Here is a 15,389-nt window from a genome sequence, read left to right as displayed (position 1 = left end):
AGGACAAATAAATCTATTCATTTTGCTTCATACATGGCTTCAAACTAAACAATCGGTCGTTTTAAGCAACCAGAAGGCAAAAAAATGGCCCTTAAGAAGCAGAAACACAACGAGGACTTGCTTTTTAGCCTAAAATATGATGACAATCATTCGCTTTAGGACTTTAATCACATTCATAAATCAAATCATTCCCGTAATTGCATAAAAATTAATCATCATGGGAACAATTATTTTTATCATCGTTATGCTTCACCTGGTGGCCGGATTTGGATTTGTATTCTACAAACTCAACTCCAAACCCAATAACAAGCATTGATCGAACAGCATTTACCAAGAGAATATTCAATCCATTATTTCTTCAACAATTGTCGAATCACTACCAAATGTGACAATAACACAAGAGGTACAATTAAGGTTGGCAACAAGTTGAATGGAAAAAACAATACAGCAACATTAGGTTGATCAAATGCAATCTTTTGCAACGGAGAAGGAAATGCAAAAATGGCGGTAACAACCACATTTAGCAACAAACCCAAACAAATAAAATTCCAGATCAATAAAACGCGTTTCGATAATTTCCCGGACCGAAATATAAAGTATGCTACGATTGGCGCAGTAATTCCCGAGAATAAATCAAAATTGGTTCCTTCATAGGTGATATACACCGACATTAAACCTGCATGATAAAGCAGAGATAAACTAATTTCTACGGGAATGCGAATGATGTGTAAATGGGTCAATCGTTCTGCCTGAAAGGCTGCATTATTTTTTCTGCCCCAATGACTGGATAATAAAAACACAATAAAAATGACAGCAGGAAAAATCCCCATTAACATCAATCGCGGAGGAAGCGATTCAGTGTCCTGATAAACACCCAAAATTCCTAGTACCGACTGAAGGATGGTCCAACCAACAACAACTAAACTTAAAACAGTACTACTGCCTGAGCGGACAAAAAGAAAAACAGTAAGTAATGCAATTAAAATAAATCCAAGCGGAAGATAAAGTGGTAAATCCATTTGGAGATCTACACGGGGAGTATGTATGGCGTAGTTCATTTTTATTTCGGATTAAATTGTATCAACTCCTCATTCAAAGAAATCCTGTCGGCCACTTACCTTCGCCTTACTTCCTTAAAATCTTATCCATGCTTTTCCCTTTTGCCAGTTCATCGACCAACTTATCCAAATAACGGATGTTCCTGGTCAGTTCAGTAGTAATTTCTTCAACTCTGTATCCACAAATCACACCGGTGATACGCTTAGCATTGGGATTTACTTTCGCTTGCTTAAAAAATTCGCTGAATGTATTTTTTTCCTGAATAAATTTTTCTACTTCCTTCGAATTAAAACCGGTCAACCATTCAATCACTTCTAACAACTCCAATTCTGTTCTTCCCTTTTTAAGCACTTTGTTCAGATAGTGGGGATAAACAGATGCAAAGGTGATTTTAGCAATTTTAGCATCATGCTCTGGCGTGGTGGTCATAATCTCCAATTAATATTCTGAAATCACAATTTTTTGCTGCTTCATCATCACTTCCCATGAACCGGGTTTCGCCATTAATGCACCTAGATTTTCAGGAATGATTTGCCAACGCAATCCAAATTTATCAATGCACCAACCACACTGAGATGCTTTCCCCTCATTGGTAAAATAATCCCAATACTTATCTATTTCCTGTTGATCCTTACAATGAATTACAAATGATATGGCATCATTAATGGGCTGATGTTCCTCAGCTGTTTTAATAAACATAAAGGAATTACCTAATAATTCGGCATTGCACATTTCAGTTGCACCACTGGGCGTATCACTGATTTTATTGATCGAACCAAATGAAAATTGCTCAGCGAAAATACGTTGGTAATAATTCATAATGTCGGATAACGACAAGGATGAATGATACCAAACACAGGTAGAAATAGGCTTTGCCATACATTAAATTTTAATTCACTTCAAGGATTTCTTCCTTATGCTTTTCTGACAAATTCCGATTTCAAGGCCATAGCGCCAAAACCGTCAATCTTGCAATCGATATTATGATCTCCTTCCACCAAACGAATTTTTTTCACCTTGGTACCTGCTTTAACGGGACCCGTAGCTCCCTTCACCGGTAAATCTTTAATCACAATTACCGAATCTCCATCCTGAAGAATATTTCCATTGGAATCTTTCACCACCAATGCACCTTCTGCCGCCAATTCAGCAGGATTCCACTCATGGGCACATTCCGGACAACAATACAAATCGTCGCGCAAAGCGTAGCCATAAGGACATTCACACTGCGGACATTTTTTCATTTCTTCAGACATAGGACAATTCGTTTATATCTTCCAAAATTAATCATTTATACCCTACAAAAGGCAATTTCTTCACCGGGTGATAAAAAAGCAATAACTGCACCGCATTAAAGAAGTATTACTTTCAATTATCAGTTCTTCTTTTTCTTTTTTCTTTTAGCACGCTCTGCCATTTTTAGCGTATGCTCCAACGAAGAAGGATCACTCCAGCTGTTATGACCCGGTATGACGTAACCTGGATTTAGACACTTCATCTTTAATTTTTTCAAGCTGTTGGCGTATTCATCTATATTGGCATCTGACAAATTTCCTAAATGCCGATCGTCTTTACTTTTAATTAAGCATCCGCCATAAAGAATTTTTTCCTTGTCAAACCAAAATACAATATTATCAGGCGCATGTCCGGGTCCCGGATAAATCATTTCAAACTGATAGGTTCCAATTTGAAACAATGTATCCTTAAACATCAAAAATTCAGCGCGTGGTTGTTGTTTTTTAACCGACCATTCATCCGTTAATTTAGAGGTGTATGTCTTAATTCCTTTCTTCCGGTAAAATTCTAATCCAGCAGTTCGATCCTCATGAAAATGGGTAGCAAAACATATTACTACTTTTTGATGATGGCTTTTTTCAATATGATGTAATAAGGGTAAAAATTGCGTTGTATCCCAGGGGGTGTCAAACAAAACAACGCCTTCTGTTGTCACTAAATACATACCATTAGCTGGATAAGCACTGCCATTACCCGGATCTCCAAATGTGGTGTAAATATAAAAATCACCTATGAGAGGAGTAACAATCAATTTTTTTAGAGAATCCTGGGAAAATCCATGAGTAGAAAATAGCGCAAAAAAAACACTTGTTATCAGTACAAACAAAAAATGAAAAGCCCTATTTTTCATATATAAAAAACATTTTGATGAATATAAATGAATTTTAATAGTTTGAATATAATAATTTAAAAATTAGGTCGCCTCAATATATACGCTGTTATAATCGTTGCGGCGCGAAAGAAAAAAGAAGTCTCAGTCAAAAATATGTCCGACCGTTTTTACACGCTAATTCGTCTAAACAATAAAAAGTCAATATGAAAAACCTCCGTTCAATAATTCTACCCGTGTTTATCGCCTGGATTTGGATAAGCTTATGCGAATTTGGCAGAAACCAGCTTTGGCTAATAGCCATTTGGACAAAACATTATGAAAACATGGGACTTCAATTCCCTACGGAACCTGTCAACGGTGCAATTTGGGGATTATGGGCATTGATATTCGCTATCCTGATTTCCATTATCAGCAAGCGTTTCTCCATGAGGGACAGCACTGCGATTACATGGTTTTTCTCCTTTGTACAAATGTGGCTGGTTATCGGGAACATGAAAGTCCTACCTGTTGAAATTTTAACCTATGCGATACCTTTAAGTTTAATAGAAACCTGGGTCGCAAATTGGATAATAATTTCACTGCGTGATAAGTTGAATCGATGAATGCAAAATTGATTCTGTTTGCCTTCCTTGGTATCATCAATGAGATTCCCGGTTCGAGGACTGATGTACTTTCAAAAAATAAAATCCAGATAATGGGAAATGAAACTGAAAATTCCAGTGATAGTAGCCTGAACTTGCTTAAGCAAAAAGTAATAAGTGCCTACGGAGGAAGTCATGTATGGCGCAATTATAAATACATTGAAGCAGAGGTTTCGGATCATGGGCTGGCATTTCGGCTAAAAGGCAGAAATAAATTTGATCATGTTAAACTTAAAATGGAAATCCATCGTCCATGGTGCAGTATTAGTCCCATTAATAAAAATCCGGATATAACTGGTGTTCTCGATGGAGAAACAGTACGCCTTGTAAACACCAAAGGCGATACACTTAGCGAACGCAAAAATGCTCGTTCGTATTTTCCCGGAGGCAGACGATTTTTCAAATGGGATGATCTCGATATGTGCTATTTTGCCAATTATGCATTTTGGAATTATTTCACGCTTCCAAATCTGCTTTCTAACGAAAAAATAAAATGGACCTCTCCAAAAGATGGAATGCTCATTGCAGAATTCCCGAATGATATTCCAACCCACTGCAAAAAACAAGAATTCATTTTCGATTCACAAACAGGATTGTTAAAGCAGCATAATTATACCGTTGACATCTTCGGTCAATGGGCAAAAGCTGCCAATGTAGTTTATCGTCATCAACAGGTTGATACTATTCCCTACCCTTCTTTCCGCATTGTAACACCCCGAAAGAAAAACGGGAAGGCGAGAAAGGGACCACAATTAATCGTTATAGATGTACATCAGCTTAAATTCACCAATTAGAACAAAAAGAAAGTCAATTTTCCGTATAACATCATAAAAATTCATGATGCAAGTCATAACCCGGACCTGATGGCTTTTTCATTTTTGTAAAAAAGCAATATGAAGTCCATTTTGGTCCCCACCGACTTTTCTGAACCTGCAAATAATGCCACTCACTATGCTGCTGAGTTAGCCCGTATTTCAGGGGCAAAATTAACTTTGTTTCATGTGTTTAAATTAAGTATTCATGCCAGTAATGCACTTGCAAATACCGGAACCATCGATAAATTAATGGCACAACATAAAAGTGAATTAAACAAAATAGCACTGGACCTTCATTCAAAATACGGTATTGCGGTTGATTTTGAAATCCGCCAAAACGACACGATCGAAAACCTGAAAGAATATACTTCGGATCATCGGGTAGATTTAGTCGTTATGGGCATTCAAAATAATTTGCCGGAATATAAATGGTTTGGAAACACTACCACTTCCGCAATTCAATTAATGCAATTTCCATTACTGGTTGTTCCGGACACCAGCAAGTATAAAGGCATTAAAAAAATAACCTATGCCTGCGATGCACAATACATAAAAGAAAATTGTGAACTCACCACCTTAAGAAATATGGTAAAAATCAATGCGGCAAAACTGGATGTGTTGCATGTCCTTAATAAAGAAAACGAAAGAGAACCCGATCAACAGATGGAGGAAAAATTAAAACCACTTCTCAAAGATCTGGATTACCAATTTCAATATGTGCGCAACAAAAATATCCAGCAAGGTATTCTTGATGGAACTACAGAAAACCATGCCGATTTACTGGTAATGGTCCACCACCGCATGGGATTTTTCGAGTCGCTGATAAAAAACAGCAATTCAGGAACCATGACCGTGAGCACCACACTTCCATTATTGGTAATTAGCAATGAGCAGTTGTGCTAAAACTTGTTGATTTTTCAAGGTCATTATTTCCACTATCTTTTTTGTATCTTTCAATGGTTGTATATTTCGCCACTGTTTAGAACAAGACCAGGTATTTGGATATATGAATTCTGAAATTTCATCTGCTTTTTCCAATTTTTCCGACCAACTGTTAGGTTACCTTTACCGTTTAACAGCCAATAAACAGGATGCCGAAGATATTCTTCACGACACCTTTATCCGTGCCAGCGAAAAATATCACTTATTCAAGGGAGAATCCTCTTTAAAAACCTGGGTATTTAGTATTGCTACCAATATTGCGAGAGATCAGCAACGGGTAAAACGCCGATGGGAATTGGATGCGCAGGACACCTGCAGAAAAGCAGCAGAATCGGATCCTAAAAATCTGGAGAAAATAGTCGGATCATTCCGGAGTCAGACCGAACAAAAATTTGAACTGGAAGAACACATCAATTATTGTTTTACCTGCATCACTAAAAATCTTTCTCTTGAAAAACAAATTGCCATCATTCTAAAAGAAGTGTATGAGTTTAAACGAAATGAAATTGCTGATATTTTAAATTTAAGCGAAGGCGTGGTTAAACACTTGTTGTTCGAAGGAAGAAAAGAATTGAAGGAGAAATACCAGCACCGATGTGCCATCATCAACAAGCAAGGCATGTGTTACCAATGTGCTGAGCTCAATGATACATTGCAAGGCTATTCGGATGCCGAAATTAAACTGAATGCCCTCGGAATGAAACCCGAAAATTCTCCGGAAAAAAATCTGGATCTCCGCATGAATATTATCCGGTCCATTCATCCGCTAAATGGAAATGGTGCTAAAGTGGAAGAAACCATCATGCAGATATTATGGGAAAGTCTTGGAGAAAATGACCGCCGTAAAATTTAAATTATCAATGAAACAAAAAATTAAACTTCCCTTTAATCCCGACACCCTGGTCAATTTTGCACTAGGGGTTTCATTTCTAATTACGGCACCCTTTAGAAAAGCCATATATGCTGCAATTGATCCCAATGAACCGAACTACATCATGGGTGTTTTTTGTATTGCATTTTTTCTATTCAGTTTATGGGTCAATTTATCGATGGCTCTTTTTCTAAAAGACAAATACTATCTGAATGAAAATGCAAAAGCAGTAGGAGGAATTTTCATTTTTCTATCGCTATTTCAATATTTTCTCCTCCTCTATGCCATCCCTCATTATTTTGATCTTCCCAAAAGCATCGCGTCTAAATTCTATTTGGGACTTTTTGGATTAACACTTTTTTCGACCGGACTGGAGATGTATGTCTTTTATTCAGAAAGAACCAATTTTAAGTGGCTGCTTAAAAACGAAAATCCATTAAGAGCCATGTACCTTGCATTGGTTGGATTTTCTACCTGGTTCATTTGGGAAATTCAAATGTTAGGCGGACCAAAACCTATCCGAACCGCACATATCGATATTATGATGGTTTATATTATTACCTACACCTTTACGGTGATTACATTTAAACGATATTATAAAGTGGAAAACCGGCAATTAAATTCAGGCATCAAATCGCGAATAATTAATGTGTCATCTTTTTTGTTTTCCTATACCTGTATGCTGATAAGTGCGGGAATTTAAAGCATGAAAAAAAAATCTAAAATAAGATGGGAAGACCGGGTATTTAATTTTATCCTTAAGAGCACCAAATATCTGATTCCATCTTTAATAAGTCCACAAAAAGAGCAATACTCCTACCGGTTTGTAAGTCGGGAAGAGAATAAAATCTTTATCACCACCAATTCAACCTATCTATACCAATGGGCTTTAGGTTTCATTGCCATCGGAATACTGATACTCTATGGGCTGGTCAGTCAATCACCCCAATCATTACTTTATTTTTTCCCCTTTCCATTGTTGTTTATTCTTCCGGGCATTATTTTCATGAAACGGGCCTATGAAAATTTAAGCATCACCATTGATGGGGACAACAAAAAAATAATTTACAACAACAGTTTTGAAATCCCCTTTTATACTGTAAAAGAACTGGTAAAATCAACTGTTGTCTATTACAAAGAACGAAGGAACAAGCTTAGGGGTGTCCCATCCTGGTCCATTTCAATCAGGGATTACAAGGAAAATGAAATTCTCCTGCTCACCACCGAAAATGAAGAACAGCTGGATCAATTCATTGCTGAAATTCGGGAGTTAACCGGAATTCGTTTAAAAGAAGGTTTTGAAGTGGATTGATAGCTTTTAATCAATAACGCTTATCGATTCCGAACCGGCACCCAAATCTCCTCTTCCGATTCAGGATCATTGTTCCGGTAATTAGGACCCAGGATCTCGAAATGTGGACGATCATCTAATTCATATTCTGAAGCAGGCAACCACTCGCTAAAAATCGACTGCATAAAACTTCGGTCTGCAGATGATCCCTTATATAAAAAGCGGGCATAGAATCCGTCTGGAATAATTAATTCTAAAAATCCATCCGGCAGATTTGCATCGTGCTTTACTTCCAGGGCTGCCCATTTTTCAAATGGAGTTGTGGGATTAAATGATTTAAAAAATCCGGAAGGATATACCGCTGCTGAAATAACTTCAAAGGGTTTTGCTGGGACTAAACCATGCTTCTCCTGCTGAAAGGATTTCCAAATGGGCGCAACATTAAATTGCGCAAATGAAATTAATCCCATTTTCCCGAATAACCGTTTTTCAGAAAGTTGAACTATTTCGGGATTCAGATGCATTTCCAAATATAGAATTATCCTGACACTAATTGGAATAATTCGACATTAAGCAGTTTAAAGCGATATATACATCTAATCTACCATCTCCAGAATAGCATGATAGTAATAATCATGATTAAAATAAACCCTCGAATTTAAGGCTTCAGTCACCATTAATTCATAATTCGAATCATCCATATCCCTTAAGCGCCGAATAGACTTAAGAAACTCTATTGATGTGGTACAGAGAAAACCATTTTTCTCATGCATAACAAAACGATTGTTTTCTTTTAAATCAGAACTGATGGTTGGCACTCCATTATTGAGATATTGCTTGGCCTTAATTCCGGATTTAGAGAGTTGAATCGGTTTATTATTCAGTGTTGCTATACCAACATCAAATTTGGAGATTTCCTGTTGAATTGAGTGCTCATTCGTCCAGTCAATATCCATTGGTATTTCTAAAGAAATGGTTTTTGAAAAAGTAAATTGCTGCAAAACCTGAGATTTCTCTTCGAATGTTTTAATTCCCATTAGTACAAGAGTAACCGGAAAATCGATATCAATTAACACAGGAAACAGCAGCTCTTCCAGACAGCGCCGGTGTTCACCTCCGAAATCGCCTATCCAGCCGATGGTGAATTTTTCATTTCGCTTGCCTTTGCAGATACCTAAATCAACCACTGGTGAAGTAACATGAAAAACATTTCTGTTAAATGCCTCCAAATGCCTTTTAATGCGCTCGCTTCCGGCCGCAATTGCAGAACAATGTTTCGCAAAATAATAAATGGTAGTTGGATCCGTATCGAGATAATCTGCATCATCTAAATCATAAATCGTATTGTCATTTCTAATTCTAATCAGAAGCTTCAAAAGAAAAGCATAAATAAAGCGCGATTGAATTCGTTGTATAACGATGATCGAATGCTTTTTCCTAAAAAAGAGAATAGAAAAATATACCTTAAAAAATTGAAGTAAGTTTTTGATTTTATATCCGGGCAAAACTAAATCATAAGTTATTTCCCTTTTTGCATTAAAATCCTGCAATGGAAATAAGGCCCTGTATCTTACGCTTGGAGATGAAAGTCCATAATAAGCGAACCAATAAATATGCTGAATTTTTTTCTCCTTCATTTTCTCCAATACACAGCCTCGCGATCAATCGTAATTAGCTCCTGATTTATTCCAAATTTGGTCCGAAAATCATCAACTGCCTTTCTGCAATTTGGAAAGGCATTATAATCATCTACAATTACAAATCCGCCTTGAGAAAGTTTGGGGTATAAATGGTCAAGCGCCAATATGGTGGATTCATATAAATCGCCATCCAGTCGAAGGAGTGAGAGTTGTTCTACTTTACATTGAGGCAGGGTGTCCTTAAACCAGCCTTGAACAAATTCAACTTGATCCAGTGGTAAATCAAACTTTTTAAAATTTTGAATAACTTCTTCCAGACTCGCTTTAAGAATCTTGTATTTATACAGCGGATTATTTTTGTCTGCTGCATAATTTTTTTCATCCGGTTTGGGCAAACCTTGAAATGAATCTGCCAACCAGATTTTTCGGTCAACAATATTTTTCTCCAACAAGATAGCACGCATCAACATTCCGGCCCCACCACGCCAAACACCGGTTTCTATAAAGTCGCCGGGAATATTATCTTTTAATATGGATTCTACACACAACTCAATATTGTCAAGTCGCTTTAATCCGATCATGGTTTTTGCCCTGGCCGGCCAATCGAGACCTTCTACTCGTAATTCTTCTGTAACGGGAATTAATTTTCCAATCGAAAAATTTCTTTTCCGCAACAAACGATCAAGCGGAAATAACCAAAACGTTTTGTAATTCGGTTCAACGATAAATAAAGGATGCCATTCTGAAGTTTCAATAGCATCATAATCTACCAGCATTTTCTTCAACAAGGCAATATAGAGAGAGGAGGCCATGAGATTTCAATGTAGTAAATACCCATCCTCCTTCGATTCAAAGTGTAGGAACGTACCGATTGGCCCATTTAAAGGCGGTGTATTTAACGCGTCAGATTAAAATAAATCCCCATAGAAATTTCGGGCGACGAAAAAAAGAGTTTGTTATAGGTTTTAGTGTACTTATAAACCGAGGTAGCAAAAGCAGGAATCGTCGTGGTTCCTTCCTGTACAATTTCCCCTCCTAACTTCGAATAAAGTAATCCGTAATTGAATTCGGCACCTATACCAATGACATCATTAAGCTGATAGCGAATTCCAACAAAATGATTTAACCCAAACATCATTCCCCCGGGCATGGTAAGGGTACTGACATTCTGAAATGCGATGTTCACTGAATCGGGTTTCTGTGTATAGTTCTCCTGAATCAAAAATTGATTCACAAAAAATAGAGGAATTTCGAAACCGGTGGTCAATTTAAACCGCTCCCATTTTTTCTGAAATGAAATTCCCGGATTTACATTTACCACATTTTGCTCGATGGTATAATCAACAATTTCCGTTGGCCTCACCCGTGCATACTGATCCCTGCGAATGGCATATCCTGCTTTTACACGAAGCGCAACGTCATCCTTTATAAAATAAGCCCCGGTAAAGGAAAACTTCATCGTATTCGTTTTATCGTCCCAGGTATCATCTAAATAGGCTGTTTCGTGACCATAGAAATAGAAGTCATTCATCGTTTTTTCGAGTTGACCATTATTTCCAATTCCAATCCCGATTTCCAGGTTTGACTTCTGCGCCAATAGTGGGTAATAAAGCACTGTGAACAGCGCAACGAGTCTTAGATTTTTCACACAACAAAGCTATAAAATCACTGGAAATCAATGATTAATATTTGGTAACATTAAATTAACCAGCTTAATATTTAATTAATACAAAGATAAATTAAGTGATCATTTATGAATAAATCATGAACTTAATTTTGCCCCAACATAAAAAAACAATTATGAGGGTTAATTCAATAAGTATTAAAAGTGTAGTGATTTTTATCCTATTGCTATTGGGATCAAGCCTTAATGCGCAGCAAAGAGAATATTTTCAGCGCAATTCATTTTGGACGGAAACCGTAATTAACGGTAAGATCGGCGGCAAATTCAAATGGCAGCTCGATTATCAGTATAGAAGAATGTCGGACCCTGATGATGTATCCAATGCAACTGGAAATTTATTCAAATACAAATTTCAGCATGTATATCGCCCATGGATCCACTATCAATTGAATGAATCAGTTCGTTTATCATTGTCGCCATTGGGATTTTGGGAAACTTGGACTCCGCCGAGTGAAGGAGGAGGAAAAACCTTGATTCAACCCGAATTCAGAATTTGTCCGCAATTAACCCTCAGCAATAAAATCGGACGAGTAATGATCGATCAGCGATACCGTTATGAATTCCGTTATATCGGAACCAAAGTGGCAGATACTTCCGGAGGTGTAGGATATGGAATGGGATTGGATTTTCCTTCGAACAACTATAAAATGAGAATGCGTTATTTTTTACGTGCTACCATTCCACTGGGAAAACACACAACATTAGAAGATAAAACATTTTATATCGTTACCTGGAATGAAGTGTTTTTAGGTTTAGGAGAAAACACCAATAACAATAAACTTTGGGATCAAAATCGAACCTTTTGTTTATTGGGATACAAACCTAAAATGAAATACCCGATGCGCTTCGAATTGGGATATGGATTACAAGTTGCAAACCGTGTATCGAGTTCTTATAACAGCGTTACTAATCAACTTGTAGAAACAGGACATAAAATTGAAAAGAATAATATCATGCAGGTCTATGTGATCTTCGAAAACTTCAACTTATTCTTTAAAAAGAAAAAAGCGGAAGTAAAAATCTAAGTCAAAAAAATCCCGGATTCGTTCGGGATTTTTTTATATCCATATTAAAAAGAATACCAGGAGTCCAAAAGCAATAATGTTAATTCCTATTGCATTTTTTATTCCCTGCAAATAAACCGAATCTCGTTTCTGAAATTTTAAGGCAAGCGAAAGGGATAACAGCACTCCCATTAGCGAAATAGCTGCCGACCACAGTGAAAAATAAATTTGAAGAAAAATTTGCTTTAGCGACGCAGCAAAAATCGAAAGACCTTTGGCAACACCTTTTCCATTGGCTGCCACAGGTGCATGATCCGGATTTGCCACTAACACAAAATTGCTCAGAACATAAAACAACAGCAGCGTAAGTAAAATTGCGCCAATCGGAATAAGAAAATTATACTTTGTTTTCATCTGAAATTTTAAATCTACGCATTAATTTTTCTGCGCAATTTTAATATAGCTATGGAATGAATTTCTTGTCCATTCTCCACCGGATATTCTACCTGTAATAATTTACTTTCTGTTAAACTGAAATACCTAAGCAAGCTTTGCAACACCTTTTCACCCTGGTGATAATAAAAGTAAACCCGTTCACCACGTGAATTTATTTTCCATCCCGATGCTTCTTCGTTACCTTCTACCCAACTTACATAGACGACGCAATTCGTATTCGTTTTCATTTTTAAATCGCAAAACAAATCATCCAATTCCGTCATCGATAAATAAGGAATTAAAAAACCCATTATCACAGCATCGTAATTTTCTGTTAAGGTTGAAATCTGATCCGTATCCAATTGAAAAACCTTTGCAGTTGGAAGATTTCGTGCCGCTAATTCTACCATCGAAGGAACTGCATCAGTTATAGTGAAACGTAAATCAGTTCTGGAAGCATGTACAAAGGATGAAATCATTCCGGGTCCCGCACCCAATTCCAACACATGGGATGAAGGCGGTATCATCTTAATTAATTCCCGGTAACTTTCATCGTAAATACGAATAGGCTGAAATTTTTTCTGGTACACATCGGCCAGACCATTCCACACATTCAGACTTTCTTCTTTGTTTTTTTTACGCTCTTCCGATAGCGACATGGAGAAATATTTTCCAGTAAGTTAGGAAAATATTATTTGTTGTTATAGCCGTTCATGGCATGCTGCAATCCAGCTGCTGCAAATGTTTTTATTGCTTCACAAGCAAGATCAATACGTGCAGAAAGTGTTTTTAATTCTTCTTCGCTCCACTTGCCCAATACATAATCCACTTGTTTTCCTTTAGAGAATTCAGCACCGATTCCAAAACGTAAGCGGGGGTAATTGGCATGTCCCAAGGTGGCCTGTATATCTTTTAGTCCGTTATGTCCGCCATCGCTTCCTGCGGGACGAATCCTTATTTTTCCGAATGGAAGTGCTAAATCATCCGTTACCACCATCATGTTTTCCGCCTGAATTTTTTCATGCTGCAACCAATAATTGACGGCCTTACCGGAAAGGTTCATGTAGGTGGTTGGCTTGATTAAAACCAGCGTACGGCCTTTGAATTTTATTTCGCTGTGATAAGCGAGTCGGTCCTGACTAAAAACAGCACTGGACGCCCTTGCGAGAGCGTCCAGCACTGAAAATCCGATATTATGTCGGGTATCTTCGTATTCGCTACCAATGTTGCCTAATCCTACGATGAGGTACTTCATAGCGAATGCAATTTATTATTTCTTACCGGTAGCAGCTGCTGCAGCTTCCTGAGCAACATTACGGGTAGTTTGTACAGAGGCAATAACTGCTTCAGGAGCTTCTAACAGACGGATACCGTCAATAGAAACATGCTTGATGCGGATATTTTCGCCAATGTTCAAGGCTTCAACATTTACTTCAATTAAATCAGGAAGATTTTCAGGAGCACCGAAAACAGAAATTTTACGGAAGTTCTGAAGAAGTTTACCACCTTTTTTAACACCTTCTGCAGATCCAACAAGACGAACAGGAAGTTTTACTTTAACTGGTTTACCAGGGAAAAGTTCAAGAAAATCAATATGAACTAAACGATCTGTCACCGGGTGAAACTGAACATCTTTAATCAGGGCATTACCTTTTCTGCCGTTGATGTCGAGCTCAATCATAAATACATCTGGCGACCAAACGATTTTTTTTAATTCATTTTCGTTTGCACTGAAAGAAACTTGTTCTGTGCCTCCGTAAAGAACACAAGGGATTTTTCCTTCGTTGCGCAAATCGGCAGCATCTTTTTTCCCTACGCCCGCTCTTGGCGAACCGCTCAATGATACTTTTTTCATTTTGTATGTTTAATTAATTGGTTACTGAATAATAAAATGTGAACTGATTGATTCGAAATTTTGAACGCGGCTGATTACATCGCTGAACAAATTCGCTACGGTAAGCACCCGGATTTTGGAGCTTTGCTGACGAAGCGGAATGGTATCGGTAACGATCAATTCGGAAATTCCTGATTTTTCAATGCGGTCGTAAGCACTGCCCGATAAAACGGCATGTGTACAAATAGCGCGAACACTGCTCGCTCCACGCTCTAGCATCATGTCTGCCGCTTTGGTTAATGTACCTGCAGTATCAATGATGTCATCCACCAACACAATATCTCTCCCGGCAACATCACCAATTACGGTCATGCTTTCAATCTCGTTTGCTTTTTTGCGTTGTTTATAACAAATCGCTAATTCGCAATTGAGGTACTTCGCATAAGCATTGGCACGTTTTGTTCCTCCGGTATCCGGTGCTGCCATGGTAAGATTAGGTAGATTTAAACTTTGTACATAGGGAATAAATACGGTGCTCGCAAAAAGATGATCCACCGGAACTTCAAAAAATCCCTGAATCTGATCCGCATGCAAATCCATCGTAACGATACGATCCACACCGGCTGCAGTAAGTAAATTCGCTACCAGTTTCGCGCCTATGGAAACACGGGGTTTGTCTTTACGATCCTGACGGGCAAATCCGAAATAAGGAATCACTGCAACCACACGTTTCGCCGAGGCACGTTTCGCTGCATCGATGAGCAACAACAATTCGAATAAATTATCACTCGGTGGAATGGTGCTTTGTACAATGAAAACATCTTTACCGCGCACGGTTTCTTCAAAGGAAGGCTGAAACTCACCATCACTGAAGGTGGAAACAGCTACCTGACCAAGATTGGCGCCATAACTTTCAGCGATCTTTTTTCCAAGATCCTGCGTTGCACGGCCCGCGAAGAATTTTATACCGGTTGACATATCCCTGTGATTTGGGCTGCAAATGTAAGGGAAATAAGGCTTTGCTCAAAAGAAAAAGGCGCAAATC

At 37.8% G+C, this 15,389-nt stretch carries 21 protein-coding genes; 7 read left to right on the top strand and 14 right to left on the bottom strand.

The genetic code is table 11. The features are described 5' to 3' along the window. Positions 1–350: 350 nt before the first annotated feature. From K1X56_07775 to bla, 5 genes are all read right to left on the bottom strand, one after another. Positions 351–1,058, bottom strand: coding sequence for a hypothetical protein (locus tag K1X56_07775; protein MBX7094601.1), 708 nt, complete (start codon positions 1,056–1,058; stop codon positions 351–353). A gap of 67 nt (positions 1,059–1,125) precedes the next feature. Further along, positions 1,126–1,488 (bottom strand): DUF2200 domain-containing protein, encoded by a 363-nt coding sequence (locus tag K1X56_07770; GenBank protein ID MBX7094600.1) that lies wholly within the window; start codon positions 1,486–1,488, stop codon positions 1,126–1,128. Positions 1,489–1,497: 9 nt separating this feature from the next. After that, the gene (locus tag K1X56_07765; protein MBX7094599.1) at positions 1,498–1,938 is read right to left on the bottom strand and encodes a VOC family protein; all 441 of its coding nucleotides are present in this window, start codon (positions 1,936–1,938) and stop codon (positions 1,498–1,500) included. A 35-nt stretch (positions 1,939–1,973) separates the two neighbouring features. Then, positions 1,974–2,315, bottom strand: coding sequence for an alkylphosphonate utilization protein (locus tag K1X56_07760; GenBank protein ID MBX7094598.1), 342 nt, complete (start codon positions 2,313–2,315; stop codon positions 1,974–1,976). A 119-nt stretch (positions 2,316–2,434) separates the two neighbouring features. Continuing rightward, complete coding sequence (gene bla, locus K1X56_07755) at positions 2,435–3,205, bottom strand: subclass B1 metallo-beta-lactamase (GenBank protein MBX7094597.1); 771 nt, start codon at positions 3,203–3,205, stop codon at positions 2,435–2,437. Positions 3,206–3,420: 215 nt separating this feature from the next. Here bla and K1X56_07750 point away from each other — a divergent pair, with 215 nt between their 5' ends. The 6 genes from K1X56_07750 (at position 3,421) to K1X56_07725 (ending at position 7,768) form a co-directional block, all read left to right on the top strand. After that, the gene (locus tag K1X56_07750) at positions 3,421–3,789 is read left to right on the top strand and encodes a hypothetical protein (protein MBX7094596.1); all 369 of its coding nucleotides are present in this window, start codon (positions 3,421–3,423) and stop codon (positions 3,787–3,789) included. A 92-nt stretch (positions 3,790–3,881) separates the two neighbouring features. Then, positions 3,882–4,622 carry a hypothetical protein gene (locus K1X56_07745; protein MBX7094595.1) on the top strand — a complete coding sequence of 247 codons (741 nt, stop codon included), beginning with the start codon at positions 3,882–3,884 and terminating at the stop codon, positions 4,620–4,622. Positions 4,623–4,721: 99 nt separating this feature from the next. After that, the gene (locus K1X56_07740) at positions 4,722–5,546 is read left to right on the top strand and encodes a universal stress protein (protein ID MBX7094594.1); all 825 of its coding nucleotides are present in this window, start codon (positions 4,722–4,724) and stop codon (positions 5,544–5,546) included. A gap of 103 nt (positions 5,547–5,649) precedes the next feature. Then, positions 5,650–6,438, top strand: coding sequence for an RNA polymerase sigma factor (locus K1X56_07735; protein ID MBX7094593.1), 789 nt, complete (start codon positions 5,650–5,652; stop codon positions 6,436–6,438). Between the two features lie 7 nt (positions 6,439–6,445). Beyond that, positions 6,446–7,159 carry a hypothetical protein gene (locus tag K1X56_07730; GenBank protein ID MBX7094592.1) on the top strand — a complete coding sequence of 238 codons (714 nt, stop codon included), beginning with the start codon at positions 6,446–6,448 and terminating at the stop codon, positions 7,157–7,159. A 3-nt stretch (positions 7,160–7,162) separates the two neighbouring features. Then, on the top strand, positions 7,163–7,768 hold the full coding sequence (locus tag K1X56_07725; protein MBX7094591.1) for a hypothetical protein: 606 nt from the start codon (positions 7,163–7,165) through the stop codon (positions 7,766–7,768). 20 nt (positions 7,769–7,788) lie between these two features. Here K1X56_07725 and K1X56_07720 read toward each other — a convergent pair whose 3' ends face one another. The 4 genes from K1X56_07720 to K1X56_07705 all read right to left on the bottom strand — a co-directional run bounded on the left by K1X56_07720 (position 7,789) and on the right by K1X56_07705 (position 11,035). Beyond that, entirely contained in the window at positions 7,789–8,277 is a 489-nt protein-coding gene (locus tag K1X56_07720) for a GyrI-like domain-containing protein (protein MBX7094590.1), read from the bottom strand. Positions 8,278–8,343: 66 nt separating this feature from the next. Continuing rightward, a complete protein-coding gene (locus tag K1X56_07715) occupies positions 8,344–9,123 on the bottom strand; it encodes a hypothetical protein (GenBank protein ID MBX7094589.1) in 780 nt (259 codons plus the stop codon). A 257-nt stretch (positions 9,124–9,380) separates the two neighbouring features. Further along, positions 9,381–10,199 (bottom strand): TylF/MycF family methyltransferase, encoded by an 819-nt coding sequence (locus K1X56_07710; GenBank protein ID MBX7094588.1) that lies wholly within the window; start codon positions 10,197–10,199, stop codon positions 9,381–9,383. 83 nt (positions 10,200–10,282) lie between these two features. Further along, on the bottom strand, positions 10,283–11,035 hold the full coding sequence (locus K1X56_07705) for a hypothetical protein (GenBank protein MBX7094587.1): 753 nt from the start codon (positions 11,033–11,035) through the stop codon (positions 10,283–10,285). Positions 11,036–11,187: 152 nt separating this feature from the next. Between K1X56_07705 and K1X56_07700 the strand changes: the two genes are divergently transcribed. Beyond that, positions 11,188–12,096 carry a DUF2490 domain-containing protein gene (locus tag K1X56_07700; GenBank protein MBX7094586.1) on the top strand — a complete coding sequence of 303 codons (909 nt, stop codon included), beginning with the start codon at positions 11,188–11,190 and terminating at the stop codon, positions 12,094–12,096. A 33-nt stretch (positions 12,097–12,129) separates the two neighbouring features. Here K1X56_07700 and K1X56_07695 read toward each other — a convergent pair whose 3' ends face one another. The 5 genes from K1X56_07695 to K1X56_07675 are packed head-to-tail and all read right to left on the bottom strand — an operon-like array spanning position 12,130 to position 15,322. Beyond that, a complete protein-coding gene (locus K1X56_07695; GenBank protein MBX7094585.1) occupies positions 12,130–12,489 on the bottom strand; it encodes a hypothetical protein in 360 nt (119 codons plus the stop codon). 14 nt (positions 12,490–12,503) lie between these two features. After that, positions 12,504–13,169, bottom strand: a complete 666-nt coding sequence (locus K1X56_07690) for a class I SAM-dependent methyltransferase (GenBank protein ID MBX7094584.1) — start codon at positions 13,167–13,169, stop codon at positions 12,504–12,506. A 32-nt stretch (positions 13,170–13,201) separates the two neighbouring features. Next, positions 13,202–13,765 (bottom strand): aminoacyl-tRNA hydrolase, encoded by a 564-nt coding sequence (gene pth, locus K1X56_07685; GenBank protein ID MBX7094583.1) that lies wholly within the window; start codon positions 13,763–13,765, stop codon positions 13,202–13,204. Positions 13,766–13,780: 15 nt separating this feature from the next. Continuing rightward, complete coding sequence (locus K1X56_07680; protein MBX7094582.1) at positions 13,781–14,365, bottom strand: 50S ribosomal protein L25/general stress protein Ctc; 585 nt, start codon at positions 14,363–14,365, stop codon at positions 13,781–13,783. A 21-nt stretch (positions 14,366–14,386) separates the two neighbouring features. Beyond that, entirely contained in the window at positions 14,387–15,322 is a 936-nt protein-coding gene (locus K1X56_07675; protein MBX7094581.1) for a ribose-phosphate pyrophosphokinase, read from the bottom strand. Between the last annotated feature and the right edge of the window lie 67 nt (positions 15,323–15,389).

Source organism: Flavobacteriales bacterium (assembly GCA_019694795.1).
In the GTDB taxonomy this organism is placed as follows: domain Bacteria; phylum Bacteroidota; class Bacteroidia; order Flavobacteriales_D; family UBA2798; genus UBA2798.
Note: the sequence above shows the minus strand (reverse complement) of the source record. Positions and strands in the feature narration are given on the sequence as shown.